16 protein-coding genes are annotated in these 16665 nt (G+C 63.4%); 10 read left to right on the top strand and 6 right to left on the bottom strand.

Going from position 1 to position 16665, the window contains the following annotated elements:
• Positions 1 to 6 precede the first annotated feature (6 nt).
• Entirely contained in the window at positions 7 to 1392 is a 1386-nt protein-coding gene (locus GM909_RS05605) for a putative bifunctional diguanylate cyclase/phosphodiesterase (RefSeq protein WP_328600444.1), read from the top strand.
• A gap of 106 nt (positions 1393 to 1498) precedes the next feature.
• On the opposite strand, the gene ndk is transcribed toward GM909_RS05605, so the two are convergent.
• Together ndk and GM909_RS05595 are read right to left on the bottom strand one after the other, a co-directional pair.
• Complete coding sequence (gene ndk / locus GM909_RS05600) at positions 1499 to 1921, bottom strand: nucleoside-diphosphate kinase (RefSeq protein ID WP_157015220.1); 423 nt, start codon at positions 1919 to 1921, stop codon at positions 1499 to 1501.
• Positions 1922 to 2003: 82 nt separating this feature from the next.
• Positions 2004 to 2693 (bottom strand): glutathione S-transferase family protein, encoded by a 690-nt coding sequence (locus GM909_RS05595; RefSeq protein ID WP_157015219.1) that lies wholly within the window; start codon positions 2691 to 2693, stop codon positions 2004 to 2006.
• An 80-nt stretch (positions 2694 to 2773) separates the two neighbouring features.
• Between GM909_RS05595 and GM909_RS05590 the strand changes: the two genes are divergently transcribed.
• Positions 2774 to 3292 carry a DinB family protein gene (locus GM909_RS05590; RefSeq protein WP_157015218.1) on the top strand — a complete coding sequence of 173 codons (519 nt, stop codon included), beginning with the start codon at positions 2774 to 2776 and terminating at the stop codon, positions 3290 to 3292.
• 6 nt (positions 3293 to 3298) lie between these two features.
• On the opposite strand, the gene vapC is transcribed toward GM909_RS05590, so the two are convergent.
• Both vapC and GM909_RS05580 read right to left on the bottom strand, forming a co-directional pair.
• Positions 3299 to 3631 carry a type II toxin-antitoxin system VapC family toxin gene (vapC, locus tag GM909_RS05585; protein ID WP_268890744.1) on the bottom strand — a complete coding sequence of 111 codons (333 nt, stop codon included), beginning with the start codon at positions 3629 to 3631 and terminating at the stop codon, positions 3299 to 3301.
• A 55-nt stretch (positions 3632 to 3686) separates the two neighbouring features.
• Positions 3687 to 3884 carry a type II toxin-antitoxin system VapB family antitoxin gene (locus GM909_RS05580; RefSeq protein ID WP_157015217.1) on the bottom strand — a complete coding sequence of 66 codons (198 nt, stop codon included), beginning with the start codon at positions 3882 to 3884 and terminating at the stop codon, positions 3687 to 3689.
• A gap of 108 nt (positions 3885 to 3992) precedes the next feature.
• On the opposite strand from GM909_RS05580, the gene GM909_RS05575 reads away from it, so the two are divergent.
• Positions 3993 to 5870, top strand: a complete 1878-nt coding sequence (locus GM909_RS05575; protein ID WP_157015216.1) for an ABC-F family ATP-binding cassette domain-containing protein — start codon at positions 3993 to 3995, stop codon at positions 5868 to 5870.
• Entirely contained in the window at positions 5867 to 6673 is an 807-nt protein-coding gene (locus GM909_RS05570; protein WP_157015215.1) for a crotonase/enoyl-CoA hydratase family protein, read from the top strand. Before GM909_RS05575 ends, GM909_RS05570 begins: the two co-directional genes overlap by 4 nt.
• 44 nt (positions 6674 to 6717) lie before the next feature.
• On the opposite strand, the gene GM909_RS05565 is transcribed toward GM909_RS05570, so the two are convergent.
• Positions 6718 to 7167 carry a DNA polymerase III subunit chi gene (locus GM909_RS05565; protein ID WP_157015214.1) on the bottom strand — a complete coding sequence of 150 codons (450 nt, stop codon included), beginning with the start codon at positions 7165 to 7167 and terminating at the stop codon, positions 6718 to 6720.
• 19 nt (positions 7168 to 7186) lie between these two features.
• Positions 7187 to 8692, bottom strand: coding sequence for a leucyl aminopeptidase (locus GM909_RS05560; RefSeq protein ID WP_157015213.1), 1506 nt, complete (start codon positions 8690 to 8692; stop codon positions 7187 to 7189).
• Between the two features lie 282 nt (positions 8693 to 8974).
• Here GM909_RS05560 and GM909_RS05555 point away from each other — a divergent pair, with 282 nt between their 5' ends.
• The 6 genes from GM909_RS05555 (at position 8975) to rsmA (ending at position 16660) form a co-directional block, all read left to right on the top strand.
• A complete protein-coding gene (locus GM909_RS05555) occupies positions 8975 to 10171 on the top strand; it encodes an LptF/LptG family permease (protein ID WP_157015212.1) in 1197 nt (398 codons plus the stop codon).
• Positions 10168 to 11256, top strand: coding sequence for an LPS export ABC transporter permease LptG (lptG, locus tag GM909_RS05550; protein WP_157015211.1), 1089 nt, complete (start codon positions 10168 to 10170; stop codon positions 11254 to 11256). Before GM909_RS05555 ends, lptG begins: the two co-directional genes overlap by 4 nt.
• An 82-nt stretch (positions 11257 to 11338) precedes the next feature.
• Positions 11339 to 13720 carry an LPS-assembly protein LptD gene (locus GM909_RS05545; protein ID WP_407941248.1) on the top strand — a complete coding sequence of 794 codons (2382 nt, stop codon included), beginning with the start codon at positions 11339 to 11341 and terminating at the stop codon, positions 13718 to 13720.
• Positions 13721 to 13917: 197 nt separating this feature from the next.
• Positions 13918 to 14829 (top strand): peptidylprolyl isomerase, encoded by a 912-nt coding sequence (locus GM909_RS05540; RefSeq protein WP_157015209.1) that lies wholly within the window; start codon positions 13918 to 13920, stop codon positions 14827 to 14829.
• The gene (gene pdxA / locus GM909_RS05535) at positions 14826 to 15836 is read left to right on the top strand and encodes a 4-hydroxythreonine-4-phosphate dehydrogenase PdxA (protein WP_157015208.1); all 1011 of its coding nucleotides are present in this window, start codon (positions 14826 to 14828) and stop codon (positions 15834 to 15836) included. The genes GM909_RS05540 and pdxA overlap by 4 nt, the downstream gene beginning before the upstream one ends.
• Positions 15833 to 16660 carry a 16S rRNA (adenine(1518)-N(6)/adenine(1519)-N(6))-dimethyltransferase RsmA gene (gene rsmA / locus GM909_RS05530; RefSeq protein ID WP_157015207.1) on the top strand — a complete coding sequence of 276 codons (828 nt, stop codon included), beginning with the start codon at positions 15833 to 15835 and terminating at the stop codon, positions 16658 to 16660. The genes pdxA and rsmA overlap by 4 nt, the downstream gene beginning before the upstream one ends.
• The last annotated feature ends 5 nt before the right edge of the window (positions 16661 to 16665 follow it).

Below are 16665 nucleotides of genomic sequence, written 5' to 3'. Positions count from 1 at the left end.
TTCGATATCTCCACACGCAAGATCCAGGCGCTGGAGATCGAGAAGCTGGCCTATTATGATCCTCTCACCCGATTGCCCAACCGCCGCCTGCTGAGCGAACGCATCGCCACTGCCCTGGCGTCATGCGTGCAGACCGGTCGCCGCGGCGCGCTGTTTTTCATCGACCTCGACAATTTCAAGTCGCTCAACGACACCAAGGGCCATGATGTGGGCGACAAGTATCTGATCGAGATCGCCGACCGGCTGCGCCGTTGTCTGGGGCAGAACGATACGGTCGCGCGCATGGGCGGCGATGAGTTCGTCGTCGTTCTGAAGGATCTGGGGCCGGACGAAGCAACCGCCGCCTCACGCGCCATCATTACCGCCAACCAGGTGCTGTCGGCACTCAGGTCTCCGTTCGCACTCGCCGATATCAACTACGCCTCGGCCGCCAGCCTGGGTGTCGTGCTGTTCGACAGGAATGAGGTACGCGTCGACGAGCTGTTGAAGCGCGCCGACATCGCCATGTATCGGGCCAAGGCCTCCGGCCGGGATGCCATGGCGTTGTTCGATCCATCCTGGATGGCAGGCGAGAACGAGCAATTCACGCTGCTTGGCGAATTGCGCAAGGCGATAGCCGAAAACACCCTGGAGCTTCACTTCCAACCGCAGGTCGATCGCGCGGGGCAGATCGTCGGCGCGGAAGCGTTGCTGCGCTGGCATCATCCGGTGCTCGGCGACATTTCGCCGGAGCGCTTCATCGCGGTGGCCGAGCAGAACGGCCTCATCGCCGCGGTCTGCAAGCAAGTCCTGCGAACGGGCGCGCGCACGCTCGCCGCCTGGCAGGCGTCGCCGGCGACCGCCAATCTCCGGCTTTCGCTCAATGTCAGCGTGCAGACCTTCGCCGCCACGGATTATGTCGGTGATCTCAGATCCATCATCGACGAATTCGCCATCGACCCATCGCGCCTGACACTTGAACTGACCGAACATGTGATGGCCAAGGATCCCGACCTGATCGCCGGACGCATGCGGCAGTTGAAGGCGCTCGGCATCCGCTTCGCGCTCGACGATTTCGGCACCGGCTATTCCTCCCTGTCGAGGCTGAAGGCGCTGCCCTTCGACGAGGTCAAGATCGACGGAAACTTTGTCTCCGATATCGAGAGAAGCGAAAGCGATCGCACCCTCGTCAAGACGATCCTGGCCATGTCGGGTACCCTCGGCCTGGCGACTGTGGCCGAGCATGTCAGAACGGCCGAACAGGAAGCCTTCCTGCACGCGTTCGGCTGCGACTATTTTCAGGGATACAGATATGGTCGGGCGATGCCGGCCAAGGCATTCGCTGACATGGTCAGCGCGCGCTCGGCGGGGAGCACGGGTGACGGCGAGCCGCTTGTCCTGCGCCGAGCATGAGTGCTGCGCGCCAGATCAATATGTTGGAACATGTTCTAAGTAAGGCCATCAACGAAAAAGGCCGGCATGAAGCCGGCCAATATCGCATGATCGCGATCGTGAGCGATCAGCCGACGATCTCGGTCTCGGAGAACCAGTAGCGGATCTCCTGTGCCGCCGTATCGGCGGCGTCCGAGCCGTGAACCGAGTTCTCGCCGATCGACAGCGCGTGTGCCTTGCGGACCGTGCCCTCGGCCGCGTCGGCCGGATTGGTGGCGCCCATCACCTCGCGATTGCGGGCAATGGCGTTCTCGCCCTCGAGCACCTGCACAACCGTCGGGCCCGACGACATGAAGTCGCACAATTCGTCGAAGAAGGGCCGCTCGCGATGGACGGCGTAGAAGCCCTCCGCATCGCGGCGGCTCATCCACACGCGCTTCGATGCGACCACGCGCAGGCCGGCATCTTCGAGCATCTTGGTGATGGCACCGGTGAGGTTTCGCTTGGTGGCATCGGGTTTGATCATGGAAAAGGTGCGTTCGAGCGCCATGTGTCTTCCTCTTGAATATCAGAATGCTGGAAAAGTGGCGGCTCTATACAAGCCGCTCGTGCGCTTGCCAAGTGCCGGCGAATCAGGCTGTGGCCACGCGCTGCCCCAACCCGTCATAAAGATCGAGGCAGCGCTCGAACCAGCCGCCGACCGGATCGTCTGCTTCCAGGAACGGCCAGTCGGAAACGATACGCGCCCACTGGAAGGCGCCGAAGACGATGTAGTCCGCAAATAGCGGCCCCGCGCCGCCGATGAAGGGTTGAAAGCCCAGCATGGACCGCAACGGCTCGAGCGATTTGCGGAATGCGTCCAATCCCGCTTCGCGGTCGCCCGGAACGTCCTCCAGCCGCATGCCGAAACGCGCTTCGCGCGAGGCGCGGAAATGCGCCTGGTCGGCCGGCGCCAGGAATTCATGGATGTCGATCAACGCCGCCTTGGAGATGTAGGGATGGAGGATCGACTGCGACCAGCGCTCGACGAAGCGGGCCGTGGCCCAGCCGCCCTCTCCGCCGAACAGCGTCGGCCGATCAGGATAGGTCTCCTCGAGGTAAAGCGCGATGTCGAAGGAGTCCGCCACGGCCCTCTCCCCGTCACGAATGACTGGAAGCGTTCTGGAAATGCCGTCTTCGACCTGCGGTATCTGGGTATAGCAGACGGGCACCCGCTCGAAATCGATCCCCTTATGCCCCAGCGCCATGGCCACCTTCCAGCAATGCGGGCTGAAAGGACGGCTTGGATCGGTGCCGATCAGATCGTAAAGCTGAATGCGCATTGGCTGGCCTCCCCGGCAGGTGATAGTGTTCGACGCGAATGAATGGTCAGCATATGCGACCTATTTCCAAGGGCAATGGAATGGATTCTCATCAGCATTTCTCGATGCTTGCCGCCTATAACGCCTGGGCCAACACACGCATCTACGACGCGGCGGGCGAACTGACCGACGCGGAGTTTGCCCGCGACGTCGGCGCCTTCTTCGGCTCGCTGCGCGGCACGCTCAATCATATCCTGGTGGCCGACCGCATCTGGTTGAAACGCTTCACCACGCAAGGCGAGGCGCCGAAATCGCTCGACGCGATCATTCATCCCAATCTCGACCCGCTGCGGATCGCGCGCGAAGCCGAGGACAAGCGCATCATCGACTGGATCGACGGGCTCGACGAGGAGACGCTCACCGGCCGCTTCACCTATCTCACCGTGACCGACATGAAGACGGTGAGCCAGCGCCTCGCCCCGGCGCTGGCCCATTTCTTCAACCACCAGACGCACCACCGCGGCCAGGCCCACACGATCCTGACCATGCTCGGCCGGCCATCCATCGTCCTCGACATGGTCTATTTTCAAAGAACCGAGGATGGGCGGCGGTTTGCGTGAGGTGGCTCAAGTCCATACAGGCAGCGCTAGATGCTCCGCGAAACGATCGAAATCGCGATCATTGTGGAGAAGATAGGCGCCGTTCTCGATGCACCAGGTGGCGATGATTGCGTCGATGGTGCCGCGCACGGTGATACCCTTGCGTCGCAACATGCGATAATTTTCAGCGGCCTTTGCGGCAATGGCTGGACCGCACAATGTCTTCTGTTCAAGCTGACCGACGGCCGACATGGCCAACCTGGCCTGGGACGTGTGACGAAACCCTTGAAACAATTCAACAAAAATTAAATCGCCCATCACGACATCGTCGTTGAGAAGGGCCTTCTGAGCCTGACTGATGTGCTCGCCGTGGAGTCCCGAAAAAATTCAATCCAGGCTGAGGTGTCTGCGAGGATCATCTGTCGCGGCGCATCGCATCAAGATCACCCTCCCATTCGATCTTGCCCTGAAGCGCCAGAATATCCTTCACAGCACGACGCCGCCTGACCAGGTCGCGCAGCGCTCGTTCAACGGTTTCCTTTTTGGTCTTTGCCCCGCTCAGTGCCATCGCCTCAGCCATGAGCTCTTCGTCGATGTCGATATTGGTGCGCATGGTGTCCTCGATGTGTAAATGCCTTCAAGCATACACATAGCACGATCCGGCTTTGCGCAAAATCTCGCCTCTTGCCAAGCCCGCCCTGCTCCGTCAAAACCCGCCTCCATGATTACCATCAACGATCTTTCGCTGCGCGTCGCCGGCAGGCTCCTGCTCGATCACGCCTCGCTGTCGCTGCCGGCCGGTTCCAAGGCCGGCCTTGTCGGCCGCAACGGCACCGGCAAGACGACGCTGTTTCGCGCCATCACCGGCGAATTGCCGGTCGAGACCGGCTCGATCCACTTGCCCAAGAACACCCGCATCGGCCAGGTCGCCCAGGAAGCGCCGGGGACCGAGGAACCGCTGATCGACATCGTGCTCAAGGCCGATGCCGAGCGCGCAGCACTTCTGGCGGAGGAAAAGACGGCGACGGACCCGCACCGCATCGCCGAGATCCACACCCGCCTTGTCGACATCGACGCCCATTCGGCCGAAGCGCGCGCGGCCACCATCCTGGCCGGCCTCGGCTTCGACGAGGCGGCACAGAAGCGGCCGGCATCGTCCTTTTCCGGCGGCTGGCGCATGCGCGTGGCGCTGGCGGCGGTGCTGTTTGCCGAGCCCGACCTGCTGCTGCTCGACGAGCCGACCAACTATCTCGACCTGGAAGGCACCTTGTGGCTGGAAAGCTATGTCGCGCGCTATCCGCATACCGTGCTTCTGATCAGCCATGACCGCGACCTGCTGAACCGCGCCGTCAACTCGATCGTTCATCTCGACCAGCGCAAGCTCACCTTCTGGCGCGGCGGCTACGACCAGTTCGAGCGCCAGCGCGCCGAGCAACTGGAACTGCAGGAGAAATCGCGCGTCAAGCGGGAAGCCCAGCGCAAGCATATGGAATCCTTCGTCGAGCGCTTCCGCGCCAAGGCGTCGAAGGCGCGCCAGGCGCAGTCGCGGCTGAAGGCGCTGGAGAAGCTGCAGCCGATCGCCGCGATGGTCAACCAGACCGTGCGCCCGTTCTCCTTTCCCGAACCGGTCAAGGCGGTCGCGTCGCCGATCGTCGCCATCGAGCGCGGCACGGTGGGGTACGAATCCGGCAAGCCGGTGTTGCGCAACCTCGACCTGCGCATCGACGCCGACGACCGCATCGCGCTTCTGGGCGCCAACGGCAATGGCAAGTCGACCTTCGCCAAGCTGATCGCCGGGCGGCTCGAGCTGGAGAGCGGATCGATCACGCTCGCCCCGCAATTGAAAGTGGCGATGTTCGCCCAGCACCAGCTCGATGATTTGCGACCGGAGGAAAACCCGGTCGAGCATGTCCGCCGCCTGATGCCCGAGGCGCCGGAGGCCAAGGTGCGCTCGCGCGTTGCCCAAATGGGGCTTTCGACGGAAAAGATGGCCACGCCGGCCAAGGATCTTTCCGGCGGCGAGAAGGCGCGGCTGTTGATGGGGCTTGCCGCCTTCGAGGGACCGAACCTGTTCATCCTCGACGAGCCGACCAACCATCTCGACATCGACAGCCGCGAATCCCTGATCCATGCGCTGAACGAATTTCCCGGCGCCGTCATCCTGATCTCGCACGACCGGCACCTTTTGGAGGCGACGGCCGATCGGCTGTGGCTGGTCAGGGACGGCGGCGTGGCGCCTTATGAGGGCGACCTCGCCGACTACCGCCAGCTTGTCACCGGCGGGGCGGCCGATCGGCGCGAAAGGCGCGAGGCGGACAAGGCGTCGAAAGCCGAAAAGCGGCGCGAGGCGGCCGCGCGGCGGGCGGCGATGGAACCGGTCGCCAAGCAGATCCGGGCGACCGAGGGTCTGATCGAGCGCACCCGCAAGCGCATCGACGGCATCGAGGACGAGCTTGCAAATCCGGCGCTTTACGAGAAAGATCCGCATAAGGCGACGCGGCTGGCCAAGGAACGCTCCGAACTCACCGCCGCGCTCGGGCGCCACGAGGACATGTGGCTGACGCTGTCGGCCGAATATGAGGAAGGAACGGCACAATGACGATCCGGGTCGAGGCGCAGGACGACATCACCATCGTCACCATCGACCGCGCCGAGGCCCGCAACGCCGTCGACCCGCAGACCGCCGCCGAACTGTTCTCCGCCTTCGTCGCCTTCGATCGCGACGAGACAAGCAAGGTCGCCATCCTGACCGGCGCCGGCGGCGCCTTCTCGGCCGGCTTCGACCTGAAACACGCCGCCGGTGGCGTCGATGAGGGCTGGTTTGCCGAGCACGATCTCGACGCGAGCTTCGACGGGCGCGACGACCAGCCGCGCAAGGGCCCGATGGGGCCGACAAGGCTGATGCTTTCCAAGCCGGTGATTGCCGCAATCGCCGGGCCGGCGGTCGCCGGCGGCATGGAACTGGCGCTGTGGTGCGACCTGCGCGTGATGGAGGAAAGCGCCTATATGGGCGTCTATTGCCGGCGCTGGGGCGTGCCGCTGATCGACGGCGGCACGGTGCGCCTGCCGCGCATCGTCGGCCAGGGCCGAGCGATGGACCTGATCCTGACCGGACGCCAGGTCGAGGCCGAGGAATGCCTGTCGATGGGGCTCGCCAACCGCCTCTGCCCGCAAGGCAAGGCGCTGGAAACGGCGCTGGAGCTGGCGCGCGATCTCGCCCGCTTCCCGCAGCAATGCATGCGCGCCGACCGCGCCTCGGCGCTCACGCAATGGTCGCTCGGCCCGGCCGCCGCGCTGGCCAACGAATGGAAGAGCGCACAGACCTACCACTCCGAGGGCATGGACGGGGCGGCGCGTTTCGCCTCCGGCAAAGGCCGCTCGGGTGATTTCGACGAGATCTGAGAGCGTTGCCTGCCATCCGGCGTGGCAGGCAGATGCCGAAGACCTTACGCTTTGCGCTCCCAGCGGCGGTCGGGCGTCTGCTGCCAGTATGTCGCCTGGTGCCCCGCCGCCTTCACCGTCTTCCAGGCGGAGCGCGCATTGTTCAGTTGGTGTTCGTCGTGGCCATCGAACATGAAGACGGCGCGCTCGTAGCCCTCGAGCGGCGGCGGCGAAGCGCCGTCGACCAGGAAGCGGATGCGCGCGCCGTTGGGGTTGGCGTCGTCGGTTGCAAGCAGCACCGGCTGGTCGGCGGGATGCGGGTCGCGCTCGGTGCCGTGAGCGATGAAGGAATCGTCGCGCCACGTCCATAGATGCTGGTCGAGCGCGTCGCGCCGTTCCTCGCTGCCGGTCTGCACCACCACCTGCCAGCCGCGCGCCAGGGATTTTTCGAGCAACCCCGGCAGCGCGTCCTCGAGCGCGGATTCGGTCAGGTGGTAGAACAGCACCTCTGTCATCGCAGCGCGCCCCGGCGGCTCAGCCCTCGTAATGGTCGCTGACCAGCCGGTCGAGCAGGCGCACGCCGAAGCCGGAGCCCCACGACTTGTTGGTGTCGGTGGCCGGCGATCCCATTGCCGTGCCGGCGATGTCGAGATGCGCCCAGGCGGCGTCCTTGACGAAGCGCTGCAGGAATTGCGCCGCCGTGATGGCGCCGGCTTGGCGGCCGCCGACATTCTTCATGTCGGCATTCTTGGAATCCAGGAGCTTGTCGTATTCCTCGCCGAGCGGCAGGCGCCACAGCTTCTCGCCGGTGGCGGAACCGGCCGCCGCCAGCCGCTCGGCCAGCTCGTCATCGTTGGAAAAAAGCCCCGCGTGGTTCTGGCCGAGGGCGACGATGACGGCGCCGGTGAGCGTCGCCAGGTCGATCATGAATTTCGGCTTGAAGCGGTCATTGCAGTACCACAGCGCATCGCACAGGACGAGGCGGCCCTCGGCGTCGGTGTTGATCACCTCGATCGTCTGGCCCGACATGGAGGTGACGATGTCGCCCGGGCGCTGGGACGCGCCGTCGACCGAATTCTCCACGAGACCGATGATGCCGACCGCGTTGACCTTCGCCTTGCGCTTGGCCAGCGTGTGCATCAGGCCGGTCACGGCGGCAGCGCCGCCCATGTCGCCCTTCATGTCCTCCATGCCGGCAACCGGCTTCATGGAATTGCCGCCGGTGTCGAAGGTGACGCCCTTGCCGATGAAGGCGACCGGCTTCTTCTTCGCCTTGCCGCCCTTCCACTGCATGACGACCAGCCGCGCGCCGCGCGGCGAACCCTGGGCCACGCCCAGCAACGCACCCATGCCGAGCTTCTTCATGTCCTTCTCGGCCAGGATCTCGACCTCGACACCGAGCTTTTCAAGCTCCCTGGCCCGGTCGGCGAACTCCAGCGGGCCGAGCATGTTGGCCGGCTCGTTGACGAGTTCGCGGGCGAGGTTCGCCCCTTCGAGCGCCGCCTCGCGGGCGGCAAATTCTTTCTTCGCCGCAGCAGGGTCGGCACACTGGATGACGATCCTGGCGTCCTTCTTCGCCTTGGCGCTGGCGCCCTTGTCGTCTTCCTTGCCCTTCTTCGTCTTGTACTTGTCGAAGCTGTAGGCGCGCAGCGCCATGCCGAGCGCGAAAGTGGCGGCCATCTCAGAGGCAATCTCGTCATCCGGCAGGTCGAGGATCACCGTGCCCGTCGGGGCGGAGCTGGCAAGCGGATAAGCCACGCCGCCCAGGCGCAGCCACAACTGCTCGTCGAGCTTGTCGGGTGAACCGGCGCCAATGGCGACCAGACGGTCGAAGCCGGTATCCTGCGGCGCCAGAACCTCGACGGTGGAGGCCGCCTTGCCGGTGAATTCAGCAATGCCAAATGCCTTTTTCAGCACGCCGGCCGGGTCGACCGCTTGCCCGCGCTCCGAAATCGTCCCGCCGTCAGCGGCCAGAACGATGACGTTGCCGGTCTTCGGCGCGGTAAATTTCGCAAAGCTGATGGATGGTGAATGTCCCATGAATCAATCCCGGTTTCAGAGGTTTGCAGCAAGCCGTCACCCCATGAACTAGATTGTCGCCCGCCATTCGGCAAGCATATGCAGCCCGTGCGATGCCGTTCACATCGCGTTTACCGTGTTCCTTCGTCATTTTTTAGCCTTGCTTGACGCACCTTTGGGCCCAAGACATGAAACGCACGCGGCGATCGGGCGCGGCGCGAGACATTATGTCCGGAGGGAAAATACGCATCCGTCCGGGATCTGGAATTGCATGGACTCCCAAGGGACGGTACCAGCCATACAATGCGGCTGATCGAACGTTACATATTCCTCCGCGCGCTCAAGATCTCCTTGGCGACGCTTGCGGCTGCCCTGGGCATGGCCTGGACGACGCAGGTTCTGGCGCGACTGAACCTGGTGACCGACAGCGGCCAGACCGCCGCCACCTTTCTCGAACTGGCAACATTGCTGCTGCCCACCGTCATACCGGTGGTTATCCCCTTCGCCGTGCTGATCGGCATCACCCAGACCCTGACGACGATGAACCAGGATTCGGAGCTGGCCGTCATCGCCGCCGCCGGCAGCCCCCGGCGCACCGTCATTCTGCCGGTGATGATTTTGGGGATCGCCGCGAGCATCACGTCATTCGCCGTGGACAATACGCTCGACCCGATGGCGCGCATGCGCATGCGTGAGATCGTCGCCACGGCACATGCCGACCTGTTGTCGACCATCATTCAGGAGGGTACGTTCCGCAAGATCGACGACGGTCTGTTCGTGCAGGTCGCGCAAAGGCTTCCCGATGGCCGGCTCGGCGGTATTTTCGTTGCCGATTCACGGCAGAATAACATAAACCTCGTCTATTACGCGAAGAACGGCATCGTCCATCGCGACGGGGCGCGCAACGTGCTCATGATGACCGACGGCGAGGTGCACCGCAAAGTGCCCGGCGGCGACGTGTCGGTGGTGCATTTCAATTCCTACGCCTTCGACCTGTCCGAATTCGCGCCCAATTCCTCCGAGATCACGCTCTATCCGAAAGATCGCGAGCTGTCCTATATTCTGGACCCGGATCCAAATGATCCGATGTACAAGAACACGCCGCTGATGTTCTCGGCCGAGTTGCATACACGCTTTACCGAATGGACCTACCCGATCATCTTCGCGCTGATCGCGCTGGCGGTAGCGGGCAATCCGCGCTCGCAACGCCAGGCGCAGATCCATCCGATGGTGACGGCCGTCGCGGTGGCGATCGTGGTGCGCTGGGAAGGCTATTTCACCGTCAACATGATTCATTCGGCGGCCGAGTATGCCATCGCCGCCTATGCCGTGCCGGTGCTCAACACGGCCTTCGCCTGCTATTTCATCGCCACCAACCGCACGATGGAACCGCCGGCATCGTGGATCGACCGCATGGCCGGCATGGCGGCCGGATTTCGGGCACGACTGGACACGCTGCGTTTCCGCCGCCGCATTCCACAAGAAGGTGGCCAGGCATGATCGGATGGACCCTCGGGCGATACTTCTTCCGCCGCTACATCGTCATCACCGGATGGTTCCTGGCGGGTATCTTCGCCCTCATCTACATCATCGATTTTACCGAGCAATCGAGCCGTTTCGGCAATCTCGAAGGCTTTTCGCTGGAGTTCGGGCTGGTCATGTCCGCCATGCGGGTTCCGATGATCCTTCAGCAGACCATTCCCTTCATCGCCCTGTTCTCGGCCATGTCGACGCTGATCGCGCTCAACCGCAAATACGAACTGGTGATTGCGCGCTCGGCCGGGGTATCGGCCTGGCAGTTCCTATTGCCCGTGTGTATCGGTGCCTTCCTCTTCGGCACAGCTGCCGTAATTTTCCTTAACCCCCTGGCTGCGCATGGTTTTTCACAGGCCGAAGTCATGGAGGCCGACCTGCGCTCGGGCCGTTCGAACGAGATCACGGCCCATTCGATTCCCTGGCTGCGGCAAAAGACGGATGACGGCGAGACCATCATTGGCGCCCGCGCCGTGCTCAATGACGGCATGACGCTGTCGGATGCCGTATTCATCCACATCGATTCGGACGGCGAGATCGTCGAGCGGCAGGACGCCCGGCGGGCGGTGTTGCGCGACGGCTATTGGGTGTTGCGCGACGTCGTCACCCGTCAAGGCGACGGCAAGCCGCAAACGTCGGATCAAGAGCGCGTGGCGACAAATCTGCGCCCGGAATACGTCCAGCAACGCCTCGTCAGACCCGAATCCGTGCCGTTCTTCGAACTCGGGCGCAAGATCGAGGCGGCCCAGGCATACGGTTATGCGGCGAATGGTTTTTCCATGCAATATCATTCGCTTATTGCATTGCCCCCGCTGTTGGTGGCAATGACATTGATAGCCGCAACGGTTTCCATGCGATTCGTGCGGCTGGGGGATTCGGGGCATATGATTCTGGGTGGCATCCTGGCGGGCTTTCTGCTTTATGTCGTTTCGACTCTGGTCAAGGCGTTCGGCAGTACGGGAATCGTCCCGCCGGTGATTGCGGCGTGGTTTCCGGTGGTTATCGCGACGTTTTTCGGGGTAACATATCTGCTGCACAAGGAGGACGGGTAGAGTGCATTCGGAGAGGGGTGGCAGCAACAGGACTGCACGCGTGCGGCTGCTTGGCAGTGTTTCCGCGCTGGCGTGCGTGTTTGTGCTCGCACAGACCCCTTTCCTGCCGCTTCAGGCCCAGGACCTCAGCACTGTTGATGCGGGCGTGGAGTCGGACGAGCCGCTGCTTCTGGAAGCCGACACGCTCGTTTACGACAATGACCGTCAGACGGTGACGGCCGTCGGCGGCGTCCAGATCGACTACGGAGGCAACCGGCTCGTTGCACAGCGCGTCATCTACGACCGCCGGACCAGACGGCTGGTCGCGCGCGGAGATGTCGAACTCGTCGACGACGAAGGCACGCGCGTCTATTCCGACGAGATCGATGTCACCGACGATTTTCGCGACGGTTTCGTCAACGCGATGCGCGTGGAAACGGTGGACAAGACCTATTTCGCCGCCGAGAGCGGCGAGCGGGTGGGCGGCGTGCGAACGACCTTCAACAATGGCGTCTACACAGCTTGTGAGCCCTGCGAGGACAAGCCGGACCAACCGCAATTGTGGCGTATCAAGGCGCAGAAGATCATCTGGAACGGAGAGACGAAGACGGTTCGCTTTGAGCGGGCCCGGTTCGAATTCTTCGGCTTTCCGCTGGCCAGGCTGCCGGCCTTCGAAATCGCCGACCCGACGGTCAAGCGCAAATCCGGGTTCCTCTTTCCGCGCTTCGCTTACAATTCCGAACTGGGATTCGGCGTCGGCATTCCCTATTACTTCGCCCTGTCGCCGACCTATGACCTGACGGTCACCGGCACCGGCTACACGAGCCAGGGCTTCCTGGGCGAGGCCGAATGGCGCCAACGTTTCGAAAACGGCCAGTATTCGCTCAAGATCGCCGGCATCCACCAGCTCTCACCGGACGAATTCGACTTTGACGAAGTCGACAGCACCGTCACCAATCGCGGCATGATCGGCAGCCAGGGCGAATTCCGGATCAATCCGATGTGGACGTTCGGCTGGGACGTCATGGTGCAGTCGGACGAGAACTTCTCCAATACCTACGAGATTACGGGTTACGACGACTACTACCGCGACAACCAGGTCTACCTTACCGGACTGAATGGCCGGAACTATTTCGACCTGCGCTTTCACAAGTTCGACATTCAGGCAAGCACACTGCCCGACCGGCCGACGGCGCTCAACGACAAGCAGCCCTGGGTGCTGCCCTCCTTCGACTATTCCAAGACCTTCGACGAGCCGGTGGCCGGCGGCGAACTCACCCTGGACGTCAATTCGCAGGTCATCTATCGCGATGAACTGCATGTCGCCCCTGTGAATGCGCTGCGACCTCCGAACTTTCGCGAGGCGGAGGCAGTACGCGGCATCGCAGGCACGTCGGCGCGGCTGACGGCGGAGAGCGAATGGAAGCGCAACATGGTCATGCCGGGCGGACTGATGGTGACGCCCGTCCTGGCGGCCCGCGGCGATGCCATCGGCCTCGACGCCTCGGCCGATTCCGTTGCGGCCATCAACTCGACGTCCACCTTCCTGACCGGCGCCGACTATTCCTATAACGGCGACGCCTATGGCGACGTTAGCGCCGACATCCGCTCGGCCTATTATCGCGCAATGGCAACGGCCGGCCTCGAAGCCCGCTGGCCGATCCTGTTCTCGACCTCCAGCGCCTCGCATGTGCTGGAGCCCGTGGCACAGATCTTCGTGCGGCCGAACGCACCCTATGGGTCGTCGCTCGGCATTCCGAACGAGGACGCGCAAAGCCTGGTCTTCGATGCGACGACGCTGTTCGATCGCGACAAATTCTCCGGCTACGACCGCATCGAAGGCGGCACCCGGGCCAATCTCGGCCTGCGCTATTCGGGCAGCTTCGCCAATGGCTGGACGCTCAACGCCCTGTTCGGCCAATCCTACCATCTGGCGGGAGATAATCCCTTTGCCTCGCCAGACCTCGTCAGTGTCGGCGCCTACTCGGGACTGGAGACAGATGTCTCCGATTTCGTCGGCATGGTCGGTTTTACCACGCCCGACCTGCTGACAATGTCGTTGGGCGGACGCTTCGACGAAGAGACTTTCGAGATGCGCCGGGGCGAGGTTGCCGCGGACCTGGATTTCGACAGGGTCCGGATAGGCGCGACCTACGCCTATATTCAGCAGCAGCCCCTCTACGGATTTGAAGACGATCCTTCTCGCAACATCGAGGGTGACCGACGGGAGTTCGGCGGCCGGCTGGCCTTGCAGTTCAACGAAAACTGGCGGGCCTATGGATCGGCGACATATGATCTGGTCTCTGAGACGCTGTCGCGCAGCTCGATCGGCTTTGCCTATGACGACGAATGCTTTACCTATGCAATGATTTTCCAGCGCACGGTAACGACAGTCACCAAGGAAGAATCGACGTCGATCGGTTTCAACATATCGCTGCGCACGATCGGCGATTTCGGCACCGGGACCGGCCAGTTCTCGCGTTAGATTGGCTTACAGTCCCACAAAATCGGATGACGATCCAAGACCATTGCTTTGGCACGGAGAAGCGGTTCCACTTCTGCTGGAATTGCACTAGAAGCTGCGAATTTGACGTCATGGTTTCGCCGTATGATGGTCCCATGGACTAAAGTCGGCTATTTGACAGGATGGAACGAACGGGGGTTCCCGCAATGAATACTTCCATGGGACGGCGTCTGGCCGTCCGGGTATTCCTGATCTTCGCGATGACGGCAGCGGCCGCGCAATTTGCTGCGCCCAGCCATGCAAGCGAGATCAAGTATATCGTCGACAATATTCCGGTCACGAGCTATGACATCGCCCGTCGGCAGGCCTTCCTGCGCCTGCAGCGCCGCAAGGGCGACGCCTCCCAGGCGATGATCGAACAGACGCTGCAGGCCGCCGAAATGAACCGGTTGAACATCACCATACCGGAGCAGGCGGTCGACGACGCCTATGGACGTTTTGCCTCCGGCAACAAGATGTCCACCTCCCAGCTCGACCAGGCGCTGGCGCAAAGCGGCGTCACCAAAGGACATTTCAAGGAGTATATCCGCGTCCAGATGGGGTGGAACCAGGTGTTGCGCGCGCGCTACCGGGCCGAGACGCGCATGTCCGAACAGGACGCCGTGCAACGCATGCTGCAACAGGGCGGCGACAAACCAACGGCGACCGAATACATGCTGCAGCAGGTCATTTTCGTTGTGCCGTCCAGCCAACGCAGCAGCCTGCTCGGCAAGCGCCGACGCGAGGCGGAAGCCATGCGCTTGCGCTTCAACGGCTGCGACAACACGCGCCAGTTCGCCAAGGGGCTGATTGACGTGACCGTGCGCGATCTCGGGCGGGTGCTCGAGCCGGCCCTGCCGCCGGACTGGGCGGATGCCATCAAGGCAACCCGGCAGGGTGCGGCCACAAAGGTGCGCGACACCGAACGCGGGGTGGAATTCATCGGCATCTGCAGCGCCCGCGAGGTGTCGGATGACCGTGTGGCGCAGATGGTGTTTTCAACCGAAGGGCAGCAGGACGCGAAGGCCGAAGAACTGAGCAAGAAATATGTCGAGGAGCTGCGCGAAAAGGCCGTTGTCGTGAAGCGTTGATACCGCTCGTCCTATCGTCCGGGGATCCTTCGGGTATCGGCCCCGAGATCATCTTGAAAGCGTGGCTTTCAAGGCATGAGGCGTTCATCCCGCCCTTTTATGTACGCACCGACCCGCAGTTGCTGAAAGCCCGGGCCGCGCGACTGGGATTAGAGGTGCCGATTGATCGCTGCGAGCCGCATGAAGCGACTGCACGTTTCGCCAGCGCCCTGCCCGTCGCTCCGATCGACGCCGCCTTCGTCGACACGCCCGGCCAGCCGGACACGGCCAATGCGCCAGGCATCATCGAAGCGATCGATCGCGCGGTCGATGACGTCATGCACGACCGTGCCGCCGCACTCGTCACCGCTCCGATCGCCAAGAAGCCGCTTTATGATGCCGGCTTCGGCTTTCCCGGCCATACCGAGTATCTGGCTCATCTGGCGCAGCAGCATTCAGGCGAGCCCGCTCGACCGGTAATGATGCTGGCCGGGCCGGACCTGCGCGCCGTACCCGTCACCATCCACATCCCCCTTGCGCATGTCCCCGCAGTTTTGACTACCGATGACATCCTTGCCGTCTGCCGGATCGTCGCGCACGACCTCGAGCAGCGCTTCGGCATTGCCGGGCCGCGCCTCGCCGTTGCCGGGCTCAACCCGCATGCCGGCGAGGACGGTGCAATGGGCAGCGAGGACGCGCAGATCATCGCACCGGCGATCGAGACCCTGCGCGCCGAAGGCATAGACGCCTTCGGCCCCCTGCCCGCCGACACCATGTTTCATGCCCGCGCGCGGGCGACCTATGATGCCGCGATCTGCATGTACCACGACCAGGCGCTCATTCCGGCCAAGGCGCTCGCCTTCGACGAGACGGTGAACGTCACGCTCGGCCTGCCCTTCATCCGCACCTCCCCCGACCACGGCACGGCGTTCGGCATTGCCGGCCAGGGCGTGGCGCGAGCCGACAGCCTGGTCGCAGCGATCGGGCTGGCGCGCAAACTTGCCGACAACGCCGGATCGCCTGCATGAGCGCCGACGGCCTGCCGCCGCTGCGCGAAGTCATCGAACGCCACGCGATCGCGGCCAAGAAATCATTGGGGCAGAACTTTCTGCTCGACCTCAATCTGACTGCGAAGATCGCCCGTGCTGCCGGGGACCTGTCGGGCGCGACGGTAATCGAGGTCGGTCCCGGCCCCGGCGGGCTGACGCGCGCCCTGCTGATGGAAGGCGCGCAACGCGTCATCGCCATCGAGCGCGACGAACGCTGCCTCGCGGCCCTGGCGGAAATCGCCGCGCATTATCCCGGAAAGCTCGAAATCGTCAGCGACGATGCACTGGAGACCGATTTTGCCAAGCTGGCCGCCGGCGCCTCCGATATACGCATCGTGGCCAACCTGCCCTACAATATCGGCACCGAACTCCTGATCCGCTGGCTGACGCCGAAAGACTGGCCGCCCTTTTACGGCTCGATGACGCTGATGTTCCAACGCGAGGTGGCCGAACGCATCGTGGCGGCGCCCGCAAGCCGCGCCTATGGCCGGCTCGGCGTGCTTGCCGGCTGGCGCACGCAGGCGCGCATCGCCTTCGACGTGCCGCCGCAGGCCTTCTCGCCTCCGCCCAAAGTCACGTCTTCCGTGGTGCACATCGTGCCCCGCGCCGAGCCCTTGCCGGCGGACGCGGCAAAGCTCGGGCGCGTCACCCAGGCCGCCTTTGGCCAGCGCCGCAAGATGCTGCGTCAGAGCCTCAAGGCGCTGGGCGGCGAGGCGCTTCTGGCGCGCACCGGGATCGAGGCCACCCGGCGGGCCGAAACGCTCTCGGTCGCCGAATTCGTGGCGTTGGCCAACGCGATCTGAGACGC

Origin of the sequence: Mesorhizobium xinjiangense (assembly GCF_009749525.1) — a bacterium.
Taxonomy (GTDB): domain Bacteria; phylum Pseudomonadota; class Alphaproteobacteria; order Rhizobiales; family Rhizobiaceae; genus Mangrovimarina; species Mangrovimarina xinjiangensis.
Note: the sequence above shows the minus strand (reverse complement) of the source record. Positions and strands in the feature narration are given on the sequence as shown.